Below are 18693 nucleotides of genomic sequence, written 5' to 3' on the forward strand. Positions count from 1 at the left end.
CTCGATAGACGACCCATCACGCCCATTTTCTCTTTAATTATTGACGGTAATGACTTTGCGACGACGCGGTTTTATACCTTGCGCAATACTTGCTAAAATAATGATTCCGCATCCTAGCATTTGTACCAGTGAGAGCGATTCTTCAAAGACAATCCATCCGAGCATCACCGCTGAAATAGGTTCGATATAAGAGATGGTACTGAAGGTTGCCGCAGGCATGCGTTTAATGGTGTAGATTGCTAAAACAATACCCAGAAAACCCGGAAATATACCCGCCAACAACATCCAACCCCATTGGGCTGTAGATAAAGACAATTCTGAATTCAAAAGCAAAGGCACAACGCAAAGAGCACCGACTAAAAACTGCCAGCTACATTTAGTAAATTCGTGGTAGTGCGTTGGAATGACCCTATTAATTAAGATAAAACTGGCATAACAAGCCATTCCTGCCAATGCTAACGCCAAACCTAACCAAGATGTTTGAGGCGCAGCAACATCTGCCGGTTGGTACATGACGAGAATAAAACCGAATAAAACGACGGCTACGGATGACGATGAATACCGATTGAGCCTTTCTTTAAGCACAAAGTGTGCAATGACGGTTGCAACAACGGGTGCCAGATATAGCGCCATGACAGCGATAAGCATCGTTGTGTAATTCAAAGACGCAACGAAAAACGTCATAAAACCGGCGATCATCACACCGTTTACCAACATTAAAGGATGAGGTTTGATGCGCAACTGACGGCTTTGACCCGTTATCACCATCAACAATAGCAAAAGAGCGCCACCAATAAATAGCCGAAAGAAAGTGACGGTAGCGGCATCAAGTTCAGATAATCGCGAGATGACACCTATCGTGCCCATACAAACAGCAGCGGTAGTCGCAAGAATTATCATTTTTGGCGATATGGTGTTGGGCATAGTTGGCTCTTAACTGAGTGATTTGTTGTTGTGTTTTCACACGCTGCGATTAGGTAAACCTGATATTACACCAACGGGGGAAGATGGATATCAATTGTCGAATATTTTGAACCCAATATTTGGATCGCACTAATTAAATCATTGGTTTAATTAGTGTCATATCAACATAAAAATGTTATTCAATAATAAAAAACACTGTTCATACGAGTTTTGTTCCGATACCATTCATACATTATATGAATATACTATTAGGAATGATGGATGTACAAATGGATGTCGGTATTCGCTTTATTTTCTGCGACTTTACATAGCCCTATTGGCTTTTCCGCCGGCATTTATGATACTCCAGATGATATCTCACTAGAACCTCGAAACATCGTTTGTGAAAGTATCGTTTGTAAATCCGTCACTGAACCAACAACTGTACCTGCAGTTGGAGATGTTCCGAGGAGAAAGCAGAATGAAACGTTAGACGCGATTACTAGTGCTCTTTACATTGTCGGTTCTATGGGTTTAGCAGACAATCATTCTACCTCCGAGAGTGAGATGTTGACTTCTGACTATCTACCTCCGAAAGTGAAATATTAATTTCTAACTAAGTTTAAATGTATAACAAACCAGAATACGTTCCGCTCAGTCAACATCTTTCTCAAGATTAAGTCATCGATAAGTCTATGTATAAAATCCTAATTATAGGCAATTCTGGCTCTGGTAAGAGTTGGTAGTCTCTCAGCTATCTGAACGATTTGAAGCGAAATAACTCCATATCCCTGTCAGTTTTATTAAACATCCCCAACATCAGAATTTGTATTTTCGACATCACAACGACTAAAATCCCAAAGTAGTCACAATATCGGCAAGGTACTTTCGGTAATGTTTATCCACATATAGTCATTATGATGAGGTCTGAGCATGAAAACACTCGAATGTAATTCTGTGAGCCAAGAAGCGCTGGAATTATTAAGCGATATCGAAACAGAGCTATACCAATTTGCCAGACATTCTTCACTGCTACCGCAAATTGATGCGATGAGACATTGGTTAACATTTGGAGATAAACAAGGCGTTTTTAAACACGCTTGCATGGTCGATGGCAAAACAATGCTCAATGCTTGTGCTGACGTACTAACAAACATTGGTTTCTCAGCAGAAAGTTTATTTGAGTACACTCTGTCGGAACAAGGTTGCGTAGGGGAATCTGGATACTATGACATATTATTCAAGAACGATGAAGATACTGATAGAGATGATGAATCAAAGGGTGATAGTGGTTCCCGTCCGGTCGTCACCCTCCACCATTGGACAGGCAAAAGGGAAAGATTCGAGGTGACACATTCCATTTTTTTTCATGCACTTAGAAAACACTTAATCACCAAGGGAAAGCTGGATTTAGCCACCAAGGTATCCGATAAGTACAGGTTGTCCGGTGAGAGCAGCTGCCTATGCGAGCCGTTTACCGTATTACCAAGCTTTCTTAACGAGTTGCAAACTGAACTGATAATGGCTCGGACTGAAAACCGACAAACGTTTTATGGTCGCATCGCCATCAGTATTGATAACATCCGCTTTTTGCATAAGCCTGCCCTGTAATACCTTGCGTTTAGCAATAACAGAGCACGTAGTGTAATTTTCGGCTATTGCTACGACTAGCGTATCAGCCTCACCACCAACGAACCTGGGGCTCGGACGGACTCGACATTATGGCTAATAACCGTCCCAGCGATAGGTGCCGTATAGGTCTCCACTTCATCACCAAAGCTGTTGTATTGTATAGCCAAAACCTGTCCTTCTGTAACTATATCCATCAATTCAACATGACAAATAACGAAACCACCCTGCTTTGCGCGCACACTAATAATCTCTTTGCCCTCAACACACAACGTTTCGTTGAGCTCGACTATCCCGGGAATAATCTCATACGATTTAAGGATATTTAATACGCCGTTGGTGGCCCGATCTATCATCTCCAGATCGGTATACCGGCCGATACCGACTTCAATGGTGGTGGATGGAATCCCAGCTTGATTGTAGACCGTTTCAAGAATACCCGGATCGCCCGGATCATTAAGAATGACATCCGGATTAATAAGCCTTGCCATGCGAATAGAATCTTCTAGTCGGTAGTCCGCAAAGGCATAAAGTGGGTAAGCAGAACCACTTGTTTGAGAATGGAGATCGATAGCTAAATCCGCATTGGGCTTAAGTAGATTCTCCCAAAGACTATTCGCATAACGACTGGCATCATCACCCGTTGCGCTACCCGGAAACACGCGATTTAGATTGGTAGATGAGCTGTCTGGAGCGGCAGAATGGAAGTCACGACTATGGCGAACAATACCCGTCAAATTCACCGTCGGCACTATAGTCACCGTACCGATAAGATCTAAATCAACCAGAGCTCTAGCGAGCTGCTGTGCAGTTAGGATACCGTTTTGTTCATCGCCATGAACGCCAGCAGTAATCATTATTCGTTTACCCGGTTTTTTGCCTTTGAATACCCTAACGGCTAGAGTTTGTGGGTGACCAATGGCATCGGTAGCCACAGCAAACCAAAATTTATGCTCACCCGCAGAAAGCGCATCCACATTTAACGCTTGAATTGTAGGGTACATAGGAACAATACATTCGTTCAGTGAACCGATCATTAACCTCTCCATAGTCAAAAGTGCAGTACGCCATATTAACGCAAATGTTACCGCTACGCTTCCCCTAGTGATGCCACCCTTGTTCCGGACCGTGTGACGGAATTAAACGAGCATAACTTGACGATTATTCGTTGATTTGATAGCTAAATACGCTCATCGCTTTATGTCCGCGCTCACCAGCGTGGGAATACATACCTAATTTGGTTCGGTAAAACACAAAATTGACTCTTTAGCTGTATTTGACCTGAAACGAGCAATATCTCTACTTAAATGTTCACTTTGCACGACTAAATGCAGACGATTTTCTAAGATCACATAAGCATAAACCTTTAAACCTTCGCTTATCAAAAATGAATAACCGTATGGCGAGGTCATGCCCCTTCGCTTAAATAAGGTAAACTACGTTAGGCAGTTGGTCTAACAATCTAGGGAGGTCGTTTCCGGAGAAACCAATCGTTCTATCTGGATAACCGGGTGTATAAAGAATCTCAGTTTTATTTATCATCTCTTGGTCTACTACTATTTGGACATGTTCAGGAAGCCCAATGGGGCAAACAGCTCCAGGTAGACAACCAATCTCTTCTGTCATCTCTTCTGGGCTACAGATGGAAACACGTTTTCCCAGAACCGCTTTAACAGCGTGTCTATCCAACCTTTTATCTTTTTCTGTTAGTAATAAAGCAAAACCACCACCTTTGAGTTTCAAAAATAAACTTTTGCTCATTGTTCCAGTAAGACCTAGTTCTTTAGCTACTTTTTCATCGGTAGCAAAATCATGGATGGGTTCGTGTTGCCACTGTTTAAAGGCGATATTGTTTTTTTCAAATAACTGCTTATTGAACTGATAAATAGATTCTAAACGTTCCATTATAGATATTGACTCCAAAATAATTTGGTTAGAGAAGCGACAATAATAAATATAATCATAGTAAAGATGACATCTATCCATTTTATTGCTTTTGAGTATGCAAACGTCAGTGCCATTTATGCTGCATCAATTGATACCCTATAACACCAGACGCGTGAACACTTACAGATTAGATCCATTGGCGTAATAAATATATCTAATAAAAATAATTGGTAATAAGTTTTACTTATAAAAAGGGAGACTCACACAGAGGATAGCAAGTCTTATTTGCCACTTTCATACGCAATCAATCCAACCTCCTCAAGTTCCTCGATTTAGTGACAATAAACGCTTTACTTAAACTTAGGTTGAAGTATTAGCATAGACAATGTTGCTTACAAACAAACTTAAGGAGAGAGAAATGATTCAATTGGAACATGTTAATTTAGTGGTAAACGACATCTCAGAAATGTTGAAATTTTACCAAGCAGTATTCCCTCACTGGTACGTTCGTGATGAAGGGAAAGGAGACTGGTACGGTAAGCCGCGTAACTGGTTGCACTTTGGCGATGAGTATCACTATATCGCGTTAAGTGATAATGGGGAGGGGAAGAACCGTGATTTATCTGGGCATCAAGTCGGTCTAGCTCACTTCGCTTATGTGACTAATGACATTGAAGGATTGGTACAGAGGCTCGGTCAAGCTGGCTTTTCAATAGCAAAATCTGGTGCAGAGGAACCATATCGGAAGAATATATATTTCGTTGATCCAGCAGGGTTTGAAGTCGAGTTCGTGGAATATCTAAGCGATGACCCTAAACTACGTAACCGCTCCAGTTAATTTGGTTTGCCCTCGTTCCCATGCTCCAGCGTGGGAGTGCATACCCAGTCAAAAGCACAGTACCTCTACGTTCGCATACTCTTAAGTGGGTAGCTTCAGTACTACCATGATCGGCAAATATCAATTAGGCCAGATTCACCTTCGTAATCGCGAGCACTGGAATATCGCCAATGACTAGCGTAATCAATATAGCCTCTTTTAACTGGGTTTTGGTGAATGTAATCAACCTTTTGATACATCATCTCATCTAAGATAGTTCTTACATTATGCTCAGTTAAATACAAGATTAACTCTTTAGCTGTATATGACTTGAAACGAGCAATATCTCTACTTAAATGTTCACTTTGCACGACTAAATGCAGATGATTTTCTAAGATCACATAAGCATAAAACTTTAAACCTTCGCTCATCAAAAAGGACAGTGAGTTAAGCAAAATGCCCACTGTCTGTGGACGAGTAAAAACAGGTATCCAGTGTAAAATCGTTAAGGTCACAAAATGAGGCGCATTCTGTTGGACGATTTTGTATCGGCTCCTTCCTATTGTTTCCTTTTGTCATTCAACGTATTCGTTGCAGATTATGGACTTGCTATGGAATGAGATAAATCGCGGGATGTTGACTATGCGGGTGATCGCTAAGTAACGTCTACATTCCCACGCTGAAGCGTGGGAATGAGAAGCAGAGGTGGAACGAAAGAGCTAATTTTAGATCTCAGTTGCCAATCTATCGGGTACGATGTTTCGCTTTATACATCTCAGCATCGGTATGATGTAATACACTCTCTAGCGACATATTTTGTTTTCTACGCCATGATATTCCAACGGCCGCAGTCACCGTCAAACTAAGGCTATTTTGTGTATCAGTAAATAAAAATTCTTCGAAATTAGATATAGATTTGAATAACTTCTCTCTATTTTCACCAAACTTTTCTTCACACACTAAAATAAACTCATCACCACCAATGCGATAGGCATTACCTTTCCAATGGGTATTGATTTTTTCTGCTAATAGTTTGAGTACTCGGTCGCCAATTTCATGCCCAAAGGTATCATTAATCAACTTAAACCGGTTTACGTCTAAGTAAATAACGGTGTGTTGTGAAGGTATACCTCGTGCAAATTTCCGATACAGAGCTCGACGGTTTTTCAATTTCGTTAAATTGTCTGTTATTGCCTGAACATGAAGAAAATAGGCAATAGTAGCAACCAAAAGAAGAAGTAAAAGTAACAGCCATAATCGGTAGTTATTAAATTTTTTCTCAGCGAACAGGTTTGCACGCCAATCAGGGATAACATTATATTTGTTCACGATTTGATGTAGGTCGAGCATTTGAATCGCTCGAGAAAAGAGAGGCGACAGTTGCCTGCCCATTTCATTTTTAGCAAATGCAACGGCTACTTTAGAGGAATAGAAGTTACCAATTAATGTATCTTCTACGAAAGGGAGTACTGTACCCGACTTTATTAAAAGGTGATCATAATTGGTTCGACTTAATACAATGTAGTCAACGTCGCGATCTAACAGTGCTTGAATTTGACTATCTTGATTCTCATATCGATACAATACTTTATTCGGTAGCATGCGAGTTAACAACGTATCGTAAAAGTCTTTCGTTATAACGCCAACTCGCTCTGTGATCAGTTCTGAAATATTACTATAAACATTATTTTTATAGCCTGCTCGCCTTAACAGAACGACTTCTGGAAAATAGTAAGGTTCACTAAAGTACATTTGATTTTCTCGCTGTGGAGAAATAATAACTTGCGCAAGAATATCAATTTTCTTCTGCAGTAAATCAGAGTACATACTTTCCCATGTCTCATCTACTTTACTTACAATGTCACACTTTATCTCTAGTATCTCACATGCTTGGAAAACCACATCGACACTGATACCTTCAATGGCACCATTTTTATTATAAACGGTATACTCATCTAGATTCTCTGACTTAACCTTGTATCTCTTTTGCAGATCTAACGAACTTTGTTTTACTGCCATACGAAGAGATTGCTGGCGAATAGTAAACTGATACTCTTTAATCGCTGAGCTTAATACGCCTTGTACTTCCTCACTGTAGGCGTGCCCCTGAATCTTTTGAAGTAATTGCGTATGCATTCCCATAGGAGCCACAATAGAGACAGGCTTTATAGGAATTTGATCATTCAAGATTTCCGCCTGAAAGCCTTTCATAAGCATAGGCTTTAATTGATTAATAGCGTCAACGACACCATCAACCGTGTTGGTAGACAAAAGGTCAACAGCAGCATCGTGACCTAGATAAGGAACCTGCTTAATCTCTGGGTAATATTCAAGAATTAGATCACTATAAATGGTGCCTTCTGGCACACCGACAACGTTAATCTCATTTAGGTGAGCCCCTGTGTTACTAAAAAGATAGGTATATTCAATATTCGTCGGCGATGATATATCAAAGTGCTCCGCTCTTTCTTTCGTAAAAGTCACATTCGCGGCAAAGTCAGCATCTCCAACCTCAATCGCCTTCAAAATGGCATCAAAGCTAGAATATGTGACATATTCTATATTGAGGTCAAAACTACGTGCCGCCGAATCAAACAATATACGCGTTGTAATATCATCCGCTTCAATTGCAATGTTATACGTTCTAATTGGAGAGTCGTCATTTGCGTAGACAACATTATTTATTGTTGCCAACCACAAAAAAGTCATTACAAATAATACGGTTTTTATCATGACGGTATGAATAGTATAGTTTTAGTGTTGATATACAACAGTACACCTAATAGCTACTCAAATATATAAGCACTTGCCGACGAATATTCAAAGGCGTGAAGGCGGTTAGATTATAACACCCTAAAGAACCGTCACTCATTGTGATGTGACATTGTGAATGAGCCGTATACGCAAAACCATTAACCTGAATGACCTAGCCAACAAAAGTAGGCATCACTTTATTTTTGCCTAAACGCTTTGCTTCGTAAAGTTGCTGATCTGCTCTATCGATTATTGATATCGAGGTTTCACCTTTCCCGAACTGAGCGACACCAAAAGAAGCCGAAATATTCCCAATTTGTTTGCCTGTTCGCTTATTCTTAACAGAAATTTTTTCTATCGATCTGCGCACAATTTCTGCAAACTGACTGGCAACATTAAGGGACGTACTTGGCATTAGTAAAGCGAACTCTTCGCCACCGTATCGATAAGCCGTAAATCCATCCCGGCAACTGGCCTGTAGCCGTTGAGCGATAGCTTTGATGGTTATGTCACCGAACACATGGCCATAATCATCATTTAAGCGTTTAAAGTTATCTATATCTAAAAGTAGTAAACATAACGGCTGCGAATGCTCAGAAATACAATAAGCCGATATGGCTTTATCAAATGCGCCGCGATTCAATAACCCAGAAAGACTATCGTAAAGCGCATCATTCTGCACCCTTTCTAGCTCTTCTTTAAGGTTAGAAATTTCCGTACTCGCCGTACTCATTTGTTCATTGAAATAGCTGGTGGCATTTTTCACTTTTTCTGAATTTTTTGCAAAATCACGAACCAATGAGAGCAAGTCTTCAAAGGAATTTGCACCTTTTTCTATTTTGTCTAGATCTGAAAAGTTTTCCTCTATCGATTTTTCAAACGACGTGGTATCGGCAAGCGTGTCCCGCATTGAAAGCGACACCTCGTTAACGAGACTTTCGAGGTTTCCTTTTAATTTACGTATATCCGATTCTGCTTTCCCTGCGCAGTAAGTCTGATAAAGCGCTTTATTATGACTCGGCAAACATAAACCATATTCTGCCATAATTCCGTCTAACTCATTATTTAACTGGGGTTGAGTTTGCTCGATATACGTATACCACAGCTCATAGTTTTGTGGGGTTGTAGGTGTCTGATTTTTAATCATCAAAGGTACGGCGGCTCTGAGTGTTTCCGCGGCTTTATGAAAGTCCTGTTTCGTCATCTGTTAACCAAGTCGCTCTTGTTATTCTTATTATTTATTATTGCCTCTAATGTACAGATTTTATTCACTATTTTCCTGTTTGTTCGCTGTTATTTTAGAAAAATAGTGGATATTCCCATTTTCGGGAATGGGGGAAATGATCATAAGTTCCCCAATACTTTTTGTCTATTTCATAACACTAACTGTTTCTTAACGCTTCAATACGCTTATCTAGCGGCGGGTGACTCATCAGAAGCTGCATCATTGTATGTTTACCATTGATACCAAACGCCATCATCGATCCTTCTAATTGTGGTTCATGGCTCACCTTTAACCTTTCCAAAGCCGCAATCATCTTCTGTTTACCCACTAAGTTCGCAGCACCGGCATCCGCATAAAATTCTCGGCGACGGCTGTACCACATGGTAATAAAGCTGGCGAGAAAACCTAAAACCATTTCTAAGAAAAAAGAAACCGCAAAATACAGCATCATGTTGCTGCCCTGCCCTTCGTCTCTATTACCCGAAGAGACTATATTCGCTACAAATCTAGACAGAAAAATAACAAAGGTATTCACTACACCTTGCATCAGTGTCATAGTGACCATATCGCCATTAGAGATATGGCTGATCTCGTGAGCAAGTACCGCTTCGGCTTCATCGCGAGTCATGTTTTGCAACAAACCACTCGATACCGCAACTAACGAATCATTACGTTTCGCGCCTGTCGCAAACGCGTTGATGTCTGGCGCATCATAGATGGCCACGGTTGGCATACCTATACCCGCTTGCTTTGCTTGCCTTTCTACAGTGGTTAGCAGCCAATGTTCTGTCTCATTTCTTGGGCTCTCTATTACTTGCCCACCAACAGAGCGTAATGCCATACGTTTTGACATCAGCAGCGAAATAAGAGAACCGCCAAAACCAAATAGCGCCGCCATAACCAATAGGCCACTCAAACTGCCCGGCTGTACACCGGTTGTCGCATACACAATATTTAGGACAATACTTAGCACCAAAATTACCGCTAAGTTGGTTGCCAAAAACAACATGACTCGTTTCATTTACTCTCTCCGGTAGAACACGTATTGGTCAATTGACCTTTTATTATAGCGGCAAACCCATAACATGCAGTACGACGCGATTACTTAGCCATATAGTCATTGATTTTAATGACAAGGTTAAGCGGGAAATTGAAACAAATTGTCAACGGTTCTTTTATCAGAAACCTTATCATCGACATAAAACTTACTAATACTGCGACCTTTTTTCCTAAATCCGGGAACTTACGCCATGATTAAAGCATTGAATAAACTCACAGGGTTAGGTATACCTAAAACGATAGAAATAGCCTAATAGTCACCCATATTGGCAGTTTCTATCTGAGATCCAATTAGGAAACAAAGCCAATGATTGTTTGAGGCCATTGAGGATAGTGATGAACATTACAAAGAAAACACTCAGCGAAGCAGTTGAACAAAAAATCATTTCACCTGACCAAGCAAGTGAATTGTTTGAGTTCTTTCAAGAGCACGCTGCTAATTCTCCTCAATTCATTTTCACTCACGTGCTTTATTATTTGGGCGGGTTGATTGCTATTGGTGCCATGACCTTATTTATGAATCTAGGTTGGGAGTCTTTCGGGGGTATAGGTATCATTGCGATATCGCTTCTTTATTCGGCTCTAGGCATAAAGATGACGCAGACTTTCGCGAATAAAAGTCTTCATCTACCTGCGGGTATATGCGCCACTTTCGTCGTTTGCTTAACCCCATTAACCATTTACGGACTTCAACAATGGCTGGGGGTCTGGCCTGATGACAGCGTTTACAACAATTATTACAGGTACATTGAATGGCATTGGCTATATCTAGAACTGGGGACACTGTGTGTTGGGGCGATCGTCATTTGGAAATATAAATACCCATTTCTAAATATGCCTATTGCTATCACCCTTTGGTTTATGTCGATGGACTTGGCCGTTATGTACTTTGGTCCTGATACATCATGGGAGATGAGAGAATTTGTCTCACTTTATTTCGGAATATTAATGATATTCCTCGCATTATGGATAGATCTTCGGTCACAGGGCAAAGCTGATTATGCCTTTTGGATTTACCTTTGTGGCGTTGTGGCGTTCTGGGGGGGCCTTTCATTGCAGAATTCGGATAGTGAATTATCAAAATTCATCTATTTATGCATCAATCTTTTGATGGTTGGGGTTGGCGTAGTACTTGTTCGCAGAGTTTTTGTTGTCTTTGGTGCGATAGGAAGTTGTATTTATCTTGGGCATCTTGCACAAGATGTTTTTGAAGATAGCTGGTTGTTTCCTATTGCATTAACCGCTATTGGATTGAGCATTATATATCTTGGCGTTCTTTGGCAAAAACATGAAGATGTTATTACTGAAAAATCACGACGCCTTCTTCCATTGTCGTTAAAACAATTATTAGAAGACAAATCATCGAGGCGCACATGATTCCGAATATTCGTACCTTGTAACCATTGCTTTCCCACTAACATAGATTAGCTGCTATCTATGTGTACAAAGGAAGATTAATTGAATGAAATTAACTATCGGAAATACGCCAGAAATCATCTCAAAAGCGCATTCGATTCGGCATCAAGTTTTTGTTGTAGAACAAGATATCCCTCAAGAACTGGACCATGATGGCCTAGATAATATGTCCAACCATGCGCTAGTAACAGCTGATGACTTGTTGGTTGCAACCGCTCGTCTGTCTGTAGACGACGTCGGCCATGCAGTATTGGCAAGGGTTGCCGTCATCGAACAGTATCGTGGCTCAGGCGTTGCCTCTAAAGTCGTCGACGCTTTAATATCATACGCTGGCCAATGTGGATGTATTTCAATTGAGATGCACGCCCATGAATACTTAAGGCGTTATTACGAAAAGTTTGGTTTTACATATGTACGAAAGGTCGAAATGGTCGGAGAGCATCAGTTAGTCGAAATGAGGATCCAACTTACGCCTTCTGATCTCGAAAGAGATCGCTAAAAAGAAGAGGTGGAAGGCTACACAGCTGAAAGCCGTAGATTCATTCTGAGAAACCTTTCATCGAGACTTTTACTCGTTGACCTACTCTTACATTGGGTTTATCTGCCATGCTTTGTGTTTGACTATGCTTAAAGTAGGTTATCAGAAGGCTGGAGGTAATATCGAAAGGTTCATCTGGTTTCAATTCAGTTATTTTTATTCTGTCTCCGAGAAAGAATACATCCATTTGCCTAATCTCAGCCGTATTCGTATTTAGTGTAAACAAACCTAAATACCAAAAGACGCCAGACCCTTGATTTGATACTGAAAATGGAGCAGCAAACACCATTTCCTCGTCGAAGTTACTAAGGTTTAGAGTCGTGATTTTATTGTAGACTACGCTGACTAGACCATATTCTTCTCCATCTTGATACTCCCCGACGGCAAGGTGGAGATCATCATATTCCTTTATATCCGTTAACTTCGCTTTGGCGTCCGAATCAGGTAACTGTACCTGCCAGTAATTGTCGGTTTTAAAACTAAATAACGTCAACATTACATTAGTATCGTTACTTGTTTCAAAGGGGACAACTTGCCCATCCGTTTGCACAACATAAATATCATCATTAGTGAAATTAAAACGAACGATTCCAGCCGCTATGACTAACGTAATAACAATAAAAATCGCAAATATTATTTTTTTTATCACAATATACCCTTGATATTTTAGTGATTTACTGCCGTGAATCCTGTTTTCCTGATGTTTCTAGCGGTTATTTTATTTATAACGCTCAAATACCGCATCGATAAATCCATCTAACTTCATTTGTGTCATCGCTTGATTCACTTGCTCAATATAGCCTTCACTCACGCTATCCTTGTTGAAAAGCATATAGGTTGGCCAAACGAGGACGACCAAATCATCGGTACTTATATCAGAACGCTTAACAATATCGATACTTTCCTCGAGCCTATTGCTCTTTAAGTAGTGCATGACGGGAAGGTAATCGCCAACAAATAAATCAATTCGATCACCTAAAAGCATATCGACACTTTGTTTCGTAGACTTTGAATCAGTAACCCTAGAAAACTTATTCTCTTTGAGGGCCTTTTTAAAGTTACCACTGCCGTATAAATAGCCGAGTCGAACCGCTATAGAATAATCTTTTACATCATCAAAATAAGGGTTTACCTGTATGTCCGCATTTCTTTTTTTGAACAATACATACTTTTGCAATATAAGAACGTTTTCACCATACCTCCCCCATTCCTGTCGTTCTTCATTTTTCCCTGCATTAAAAAGAATATCCCCTTGTCCTGACTTTACCGAGTAAACCGCCCTCTTCCATGGTAAAAAAGTAAAATTGATATTATTGCCATTCGTTCTACGAATCGCTTCTTCTATAATTTCTACGGCGATGCCTTGTGCCTTTCCATTTACTGAAAATTCATAAGGAGGATATTCAAGTGTGACTGCGGTTAAAACTCGAGACGCTGAAAATGCATTGGATGTGACTAGTAAAGCGATAACAACAATAAAAACATGTCTGATCTCAAACGTTAATCGGAAACTCCCTCGGAAAAACACTGCCTATATCCTTTAACGTTATATTTCATCGTTAAAGTATTATTCCAATTCGCTCAATAGTCAATTAGATACCCAACAATACAACGCAAAGATAACCAATTGATAAACAACTAGTTTCATTAGGTCATTTTCGCAGTTTTTATAACGGCCCTATTGAGCGTTAACACATTAATGGATAAGAAGTTTCATTCAAGACAGCAGCAGCATATTAATCCATGTGGTACCGATGCTCACCATGAATAACTATCACACAAGGCGCGTTTCTAAGAAATATTCGGGTACATTAAAAGTTCGAATACAGCACGCAAGCCCAAGTAGCCAAAGCTAAAATCAAACTAAATAAGACAGCAGCAGACCCCATATCTTTCGCTCTTCCTGACAAATCATGATGCTCTGAGCCTATTCTATCGACTACCGCCTCTATGGCGGAGTTCAGCAACTCCACGATAAGAAGCAACACCAAAGAAGCAACAAGCGCCAATTTCTCGTATAGAGATATTGGGAGAGTTAACGCGAGGGGACAGGCGATGATAAAAACGATAATTTCCTGTCTGAAGGCCGCTTCATTTTTCCACGCAGCTTTCAAACCTTTCATTGAGTAAAAAGAAGCTAAAACTAGACGTTTTAGCCCCGTGTTTCCTGGTTTCACTGTTACGTATCTCGATTGTAATAGGATGTCTACATGGCAGATATGATACGTCTTAAAATGTGAATAAAATGTGCAGACAATCTACAAATTCAAATCTACATCTACATCTATAGAAGCTCATTCAAGCCGTTTGCTTCGCAGATCAATTAACTTAGTAAGCTAATCATCCATTTGATGTTCGGCAGCCAGAAATAATGCTCATCTCTCTATTAATGCTTGATGTACCGACGGATGCGAAATCAATTAATGAATGAAACAAATTGTCTTGTGAAACATGTTCATTTTCCGCTTTACTCTTCAAGCACTGACGATTGATTTTATAGGTGCTTTCAAAAGCACTATCCATCCATAAAAACCAAGGTACGTGAGTTTGTTCATTGGGTGCTAATGAGTAAGGCGTACCGTGGAGATAAAGACCGTTTTCTCCTAATGACTCACCGTGATCCGAAATATACATCAACGCAACATTATATTGGTCTCGGTATTTTTCTAACTTTTCAATTAATTTTGCGATGATATAATCTGTGTGCGCGATAGTATTATCGTAAACATTGATGATCTCTTCGTCTGAACAGTTTTCGATATCACTCTGATTGCACGCAGGCGTGAATAATTCCTGATTTTTAGGGTATCGTTTCCAATATGTTGGCCCGTGACTTCCAATAATATGGAACGCCATCAGCCTATTTACCTTCTGTTCTTGGTTCATATTTTTGTCAAACTCTTCCAGCATTACTTCGTCAGTGCAGACACCCTCGGAGCAATAATCTGGGTAGTTATTCGGGGTTATCACTCTTTTATCCAGATGCTTAGCCACTGATTTATCACCTCCATCGTTTTCTACCCACACGACAGATGTTCCAGATCGTTTGATAATATCTAAAGCGTTGTCTTGTGCATTCGCCCTTTCTTTACGGTAATTGTTTCTGTCTAAGTTAGAGAACATGCAGGGTAACGAATGCGCGGTTGCAGTGCCGCATGATGAAGTATCTTTAAACGAAATAATATCTAGATTTTCTGTGTATGGATTTGTATTTCTTGAATACCCATTGTATCGAATACTTGAAGATCGGGCCGTTTCGCCAACGACAAGAACCATCAACAATGGTTTCCCATTTCGAGCCGGGATAATTTGGGCATCATCACCAATTATTTTATATTCGAGTGGCGTTGTAAAAAAAGTGTTTTTTATATATTTCGCTGAGTAATAAATGTGACTAGGTGTGATCATTCTATTCAAGTAAGCGTTATTTCTTCCAACCGATGCGTAATTTTTATACGACATGATAAAAATAATCGTAATAATAGACAATGCAGAAATAATAACAGCCAGCTTTTGAACAACATTATTTTTCAATGACTTACTTTTTTTGAAGGACACTCGCGTGATTAAAACTGATGGTATAACTCCAAGGATTAACACGTATAAACAAGATACCCAATTTACATATGAGAATAACTCACCACTGTTCGTCTCAAAAACATTTTCTATCATGCTGTAATCAAACATTACGCCATACTTATAGGTCGCATAGCCCGCCATAGCTGATGTTGTTGTTAGAAAAATGAAAAAAGGCTTTCGAAAATAGGGAATATTAAAAATTGGAAAAATAAGCACGAATGTGGCGCTAAGTAACAAAGGGCTAAAATACGCGAAAGTCGGATTTCCATGCGCGGAAGCGAGTTGAATCAGTTTTGTCACCACGGGGATATTGAGAATAAATCCAAAGTACAGTGACATGATAATAATGAAACAACCACTACTGATCGAAAATTGAGTCTTATTAATAATTTTAAAACTTGTCATGAGAATTACAACAGCACATCTTTTACAAAAATTAGAATGATAAGATAAAAGAGACCGTGTGAATAAAATGTGTAAGCTTAGTTGATCTGAGGGATACATTATTACTCTATTTCAAGAAGCTCAATTCGATACGTCACGCTATAGGATTAATGAGAAAGGATTAAGGGACACACGCCCGAAAGGCTTAGTCAACGAATGAATTTGTACTAAGTCAATCTCAAATCAAATCGTTAGAGGTGGCTTCGCTTCACTTAAGCGGTACATTATCCGTATCTATTTCCATAGAAGGATTAAGGGACACACGCCCGAAAGTCTAGCCAAAGAATGAATTTATACTAAGTCAATCTCAAATCAAATCGTTAGAGGTGGCTTCGCTTCTCTTAAGCGGTACATTATCCGTATCTATTTCCATCACATTCGGGTTGCCTTATGACCACCGCTAGAAAACAACTGGTTTCTATTGAATCGACACCTTATTACCACTGTGTTTCTCGTTGTGTTCGACGCAGTTTTCTATGTGGTGTCGACCCGTATACTCAACAGAGCTATGAGCATCGTCGATCTTGGATTGAAACTAAAATTGAAGCTCTATCTCAACTTTACTGCATTGATATCTGCGCTTACGCCATTATGAGCAACCATTATCATTTGGTACTGCATATGAATCGTGATAAAGCTCTCGGGTTGTCGTCTAATCAAGTGATTGAGCGCTGGCAACTCAGTCATAAATTGCCCGCATTGATTCAACGTTGGCTTTCCCATCAAATTACAACTAGAGCAGAAGAAAAGGCGTGCCTAAGGATTATCGATTCATGGCGAAATCGTTTATGGAATTTAAGCTGGTTTATGAAAGAACTCAATTACGATATTGCCTTAAAAGCGAATCAAGAGGACAACTGCAAAGGGCATTTTTGGGAATGTCGCTTTAAAAGCCAAGCTCTTTTGGATGAGCAAGCACTCTTGGCAGCCATGGCTTATGTCGATCTTAATCCACTAAAAGCAGGTATCGCAGAGAAACCTGAAACCTCAGAATTCACATCAATAAAAGTCCGGCTAGAGGCATTAAAAGAACAAGAAGAAAAAGCCCGTTTCCTGTTCCCTTTCGTCGGTAACTCAACCCATAAGATCATTCACGGTATTCCTTTCCGATTGGTGGATTATATTGAGTTAGTTGATTGGACAGCACGACAATATCGAGAAAACAAGGCGACGTTAAAGCCGTCACTCCCCCCTATATTACAAAGACTTGATATTGCACAAACTACCTGGCTTGACGCATGCATTCAGTTAGAACGATACGGGGTAACCGCCGTTGGATGTCATTGCCACGCAGAAGCCGCAAAGTTACATATGAAAAAGGTAAGAATTCATCTTTTTCGGCTGGATAATTAAATTTTCAACCTAACCTATCGCCCAGCGCCCAGTCTTATCGACTTGCTTTCAATACTCATTTCTTTAGCATTTCAATCCAATTTACAATTCATATTTGCGAAGCATTCGACCATAATTCACATGGAAAACTAGCGAATAACCCAGTTTGTTAACAAACGTACTTTAAATGGTCTCAGTAATCCCATTCATCAATTTTTCTCTAGGTGTGTGTCCGCTTAGAAAGAACACTTATATATTGCTTAGAAAGCATGAAAATTGCTTACTAACTGTCTATAAGTAATGTCTTATTCTTTTACCAACATGACAATAGCAACCGTGCTCTGGTGTAGAGCTTATCTTTTTCACCCTCTCCCTCGATGAGCAGACATTCTCGTCTGTCGATTTTTTGAATTCAATGCCTTCCATTTGAGTTTACTTCGTATCATCAACTCTTAGTTTTGTTTGGACCTGTTCCTTAGGAAGTTTGAAATACACATCAAAATACTTGCGTCAAAAAACGGGACATTGAGAGAACCTAGCCTGTTAGCAACACTGATCATTTATATATTAAAGAGGCACTCAATAAACTTTTTTATTAAGGTAAACGACATGAATACATCAAAAGTAGGAGTCATTGGGATTTCGAGAAAAGAAGACGAAAGACGATTTCCAATTCATCTTTAACACTTGTTGCGCATTCCTGAAGAGCTTCGTCACCAGCTAATTTTGAAGAAGGGTATGGTGCACCATTTGGGATGTCGGGTGGTCATTACGGACCACGACGGGACTAGTCGGCCACTGTCAGATCTGATCAGTGAGGCAGATACCACCGTAAACGGAACGTTTCGAAATCCAGACCATCCAACAGATTTTGTAACTGAAGCTGAAAGTGCATGCCTTAAACCCAATAGCCTAATTATTGATGTGAGTTGTGACGAAGGTATGGGCTTCTTTTTTGCCAAACCCACGTCATTTAAAAAACCGATGTTTAAGCATGGAACGGTAGACTATTACACGGTAGATCATACCCCTAGTTATCTGTGGGAAAGTGCAATGCGATCAATATTGATGGCGGTGTGATTCAGAAGTCAGCTTCAACGGACGCGTTCA

18 protein-coding genes and 1 pseudogene are annotated in these 18693 nt (G+C 40.0%); 8 read left to right on the top strand and 11 right to left on the bottom strand.

The features are described 5' to 3' along the window. Window positions 1-33 precede the first annotated feature (33 nt). Window positions 34-924, bottom strand: a complete 891-nt coding sequence (locus IUZ65_RS10985) for a DMT family transporter (RefSeq protein WP_195703769.1) — start codon at window positions 922-924, stop codon at window positions 34-36. A 261-nt stretch (window positions 925-1185) separates the two neighbouring features. On the opposite strand from IUZ65_RS10985, the gene IUZ65_RS10990 reads away from it, so the two are divergent. Both IUZ65_RS10990 and IUZ65_RS10995 read left to right on the top strand, forming a co-directional pair. Beyond that, window positions 1186-1512 carry a hypothetical protein gene (locus tag IUZ65_RS10990; RefSeq protein WP_195703770.1) on the top strand — a complete coding sequence of 109 codons (327 nt, stop codon included), beginning with the start codon at window positions 1186-1188 and terminating at the stop codon, window positions 1510-1512. A gap of 324 nt (window positions 1513-1836) precedes the next feature. Beyond that, window positions 1837-2514, top strand: coding sequence for a hypothetical protein (locus IUZ65_RS10995; protein WP_195703771.1), 678 nt, complete (start codon window positions 1837-1839; stop codon window positions 2512-2514). Between the two features lie 56 nt (window positions 2515-2570). Here the strand turns inward: IUZ65_RS10995 and IUZ65_RS11000 are convergent, their stop codons facing one another. Together IUZ65_RS11000 and IUZ65_RS11005 are read right to left on the bottom strand one after the other, a co-directional pair. Beyond that, window positions 2571-3569 carry a succinylglutamate desuccinylase/aspartoacylase family protein gene (locus IUZ65_RS11000; protein ID WP_195703772.1) on the bottom strand — a complete coding sequence of 333 codons (999 nt, stop codon included), beginning with the start codon at window positions 3567-3569 and terminating at the stop codon, window positions 2571-2573. Window positions 3570-3954: 385 nt separating this feature from the next. After that, window positions 3955-4437 (bottom strand): YbaK/EbsC family protein, encoded by a 483-nt coding sequence (locus IUZ65_RS11005; protein ID WP_195703773.1) that lies wholly within the window; start codon window positions 4435-4437, stop codon window positions 3955-3957. Between the two features lie 400 nt (window positions 4438-4837). Between IUZ65_RS11005 and IUZ65_RS11010 the strand changes: the two genes are divergently transcribed. Further along, window positions 4838-5257 carry a VOC family protein gene (locus IUZ65_RS11010; RefSeq protein WP_195703774.1) on the top strand — a complete coding sequence of 140 codons (420 nt, stop codon included), beginning with the start codon at window positions 4838-4840 and terminating at the stop codon, window positions 5255-5257. A gap of 101 nt (window positions 5258-5358) precedes the next feature. Here the strand turns inward: IUZ65_RS11010 and IUZ65_RS11015 are convergent, their stop codons facing one another. From IUZ65_RS11015 to htpX, 4 genes are all read right to left on the bottom strand, one after another. Continuing rightward, a complete protein-coding gene (locus IUZ65_RS11015; protein WP_229638043.1) occupies window positions 5359-5667 on the bottom strand; it encodes a hypothetical protein in 309 nt (102 codons plus the stop codon). A gap of 313 nt (window positions 5668-5980) precedes the next feature. Further along, window positions 5981-7945: a GGDEF domain-containing protein gene (locus IUZ65_RS11020; RefSeq protein ID WP_195703775.1), complete on the bottom strand. Its 1965-nt coding sequence runs from the start codon at window positions 7943-7945 to the stop codon at window positions 5981-5983. A gap of 217 nt (window positions 7946-8162) precedes the next feature. After that, window positions 8163-9194, bottom strand: a complete 1032-nt coding sequence (locus IUZ65_RS11025) for a GGDEF domain-containing protein (protein WP_195703776.1) — start codon at window positions 9192-9194, stop codon at window positions 8163-8165. A gap of 178 nt (window positions 9195-9372) precedes the next feature. Continuing rightward, on the bottom strand, window positions 9373-10236 hold the full coding sequence (htpX, locus tag IUZ65_RS11030; protein WP_195703777.1) for a protease HtpX: 864 nt from the start codon (window positions 10234-10236) through the stop codon (window positions 9373-9375). A gap of 187 nt (window positions 10237-10423) precedes the next feature. Here htpX and IUZ65_RS23495 point away from each other — a divergent pair. The 3 genes and pseudogenes from IUZ65_RS23495 to IUZ65_RS11040 all read left to right on the top strand — a co-directional run. After that, window positions 10424-10528: pseudogene (locus IUZ65_RS23495) on the top strand (IS5/IS1182 family transposase); the annotation flags it as partial. Between the two features lie 82 nt (window positions 10529-10610). Continuing rightward, a complete protein-coding gene (locus IUZ65_RS11035; RefSeq protein WP_195703778.1) occupies window positions 10611-11651 on the top strand; it encodes a DUF2157 domain-containing protein in 1041 nt (346 codons plus the stop codon). Between the two features lie 85 nt (window positions 11652-11736). Further along, a complete protein-coding gene (locus tag IUZ65_RS11040; RefSeq protein WP_195703779.1) occupies window positions 11737-12189 on the top strand; it encodes a GNAT family N-acetyltransferase in 453 nt (150 codons plus the stop codon). Window positions 12190-12229: 40 nt separating this feature from the next. Here the strand turns inward: IUZ65_RS11040 and IUZ65_RS11045 are convergent, their stop codons facing one another. The 4 genes from IUZ65_RS11045 to IUZ65_RS11060 all read right to left on the bottom strand — a co-directional run bounded on the left by IUZ65_RS11045 (window position 12230) and on the right by IUZ65_RS11060 (window position 16212). Further along, a complete protein-coding gene (locus IUZ65_RS11045) occupies window positions 12230-12877 on the bottom strand; it encodes a hypothetical protein (RefSeq protein ID WP_195703780.1) in 648 nt (215 codons plus the stop codon). Window positions 12878-12946: 69 nt separating this feature from the next. Then, window positions 12947-13756, bottom strand: a complete 810-nt coding sequence (locus IUZ65_RS11050; protein ID WP_195703781.1) for a substrate-binding periplasmic protein — start codon at window positions 13754-13756, stop codon at window positions 12947-12949. 283 nt (window positions 13757-14039) lie between these two features. Continuing rightward, entirely contained in the window at window positions 14040-14405 is a 366-nt protein-coding gene (locus IUZ65_RS11055; protein WP_269213761.1) for a diacylglycerol kinase, read from the bottom strand. A gap of 163 nt (window positions 14406-14568) precedes the next feature. Then, window positions 14569-16212 (bottom strand): phosphoethanolamine transferase, encoded by a 1644-nt coding sequence (locus IUZ65_RS11060; protein WP_195703782.1) that lies wholly within the window; start codon window positions 16210-16212, stop codon window positions 14569-14571. 429 nt (window positions 16213-16641) lie between these two features. Between IUZ65_RS11060 and IUZ65_RS11065 the strand changes: the two genes are divergently transcribed. Together IUZ65_RS11065 and IUZ65_RS11070 are read left to right on the top strand one after the other, a co-directional pair. Then, a complete protein-coding gene (locus tag IUZ65_RS11065) occupies window positions 16642-17604 on the top strand; it encodes a transposase (protein ID WP_195703783.1) in 963 nt (320 codons plus the stop codon). 741 nt (window positions 17605-18345) lie between these two features. Next, complete coding sequence (locus tag IUZ65_RS11070) at window positions 18346-18663, top strand: hypothetical protein (RefSeq protein ID WP_231363585.1); 318 nt, start codon at window positions 18346-18348, stop codon at window positions 18661-18663. Window positions 18664-18693 lie beyond the last annotated feature (30 nt).

The organism is Vibrio sp. VB16 (genome assembly GCF_015594925.2).
GTDB lineage: Bacteria > Pseudomonadota > Gammaproteobacteria > Enterobacterales > Vibrionaceae > Vibrio.

Coding starts and splice junctions, on each gene's coding strand:
- IUZ65_RS10985 (WP_195703769.1), bottom strand. CDS start 924: ATGCCCAACACCATATCGCCAAAAATGATAATTCTTGCGACTACCGCT.
- IUZ65_RS10990 (WP_195703770.1), top strand. CDS start 1,186: ATGTACAAATGGATGTCGGTATTCGCTTTATTTTCTGCGACTTTACAT.
- IUZ65_RS10995 (WP_195703771.1), top strand. CDS start 1,837: ATGAAAACACTCGAATGTAATTCTGTGAGCCAAGAAGCGCTGGAATTA.
- IUZ65_RS11000 (WP_195703772.1), bottom strand. CDS start 3,569: ATGATCGGTTCACTGAACGAATGTATTGTTCCTATGTACCCTACAATT.
- IUZ65_RS11005 (WP_195703773.1), bottom strand. CDS start 4,437: ATGGAACGTTTAGAATCTATTTATCAGTTCAATAAGCAGTTATTTGAA.
- IUZ65_RS11010 (WP_195703774.1), top strand. CDS start 4,838: ATGATTCAATTGGAACATGTTAATTTAGTGGTAAACGACATCTCAGAA.
- IUZ65_RS11015 (WP_229638043.1), bottom strand. CDS start 5,667: ATGAGCGAAGGTTTAAAGTTTTATGCTTATGTGATCTTAGAAAATCAT.
- IUZ65_RS11020 (WP_195703775.1), bottom strand. CDS start 7,945: ATGACTTTTTTGTGGTTGGCAACAATAAATAATGTTGTCTACGCAAAT.
- IUZ65_RS11025 (WP_195703776.1), bottom strand. CDS start 9,194: ATGACGAAACAGGACTTTCATAAAGCCGCGGAAACACTCAGAGCCGCC.
- htpX (WP_195703777.1), bottom strand. CDS start 10,236: ATGAAACGAGTCATGTTGTTTTTGGCAACCAACTTAGCGGTAATTTTG.
- IUZ65_RS11035 (WP_195703778.1), top strand. CDS start 10,611: ATGAACATTACAAAGAAAACACTCAGCGAAGCAGTTGAACAAAAAATC.
- IUZ65_RS11040 (WP_195703779.1), top strand. CDS start 11,737: ATGAAATTAACTATCGGAAATACGCCAGAAATCATCTCAAAAGCGCAT.
- IUZ65_RS11060 (WP_195703782.1), bottom strand. CDS start 16,212: ATGACAAGTTTTAAAATTATTAATAAGACTCAATTTTCGATCAGTAGT.
- IUZ65_RS11065 (WP_195703783.1), top strand. CDS start 16,642: ATGACCACCGCTAGAAAACAACTGGTTTCTATTGAATCGACACCTTAT.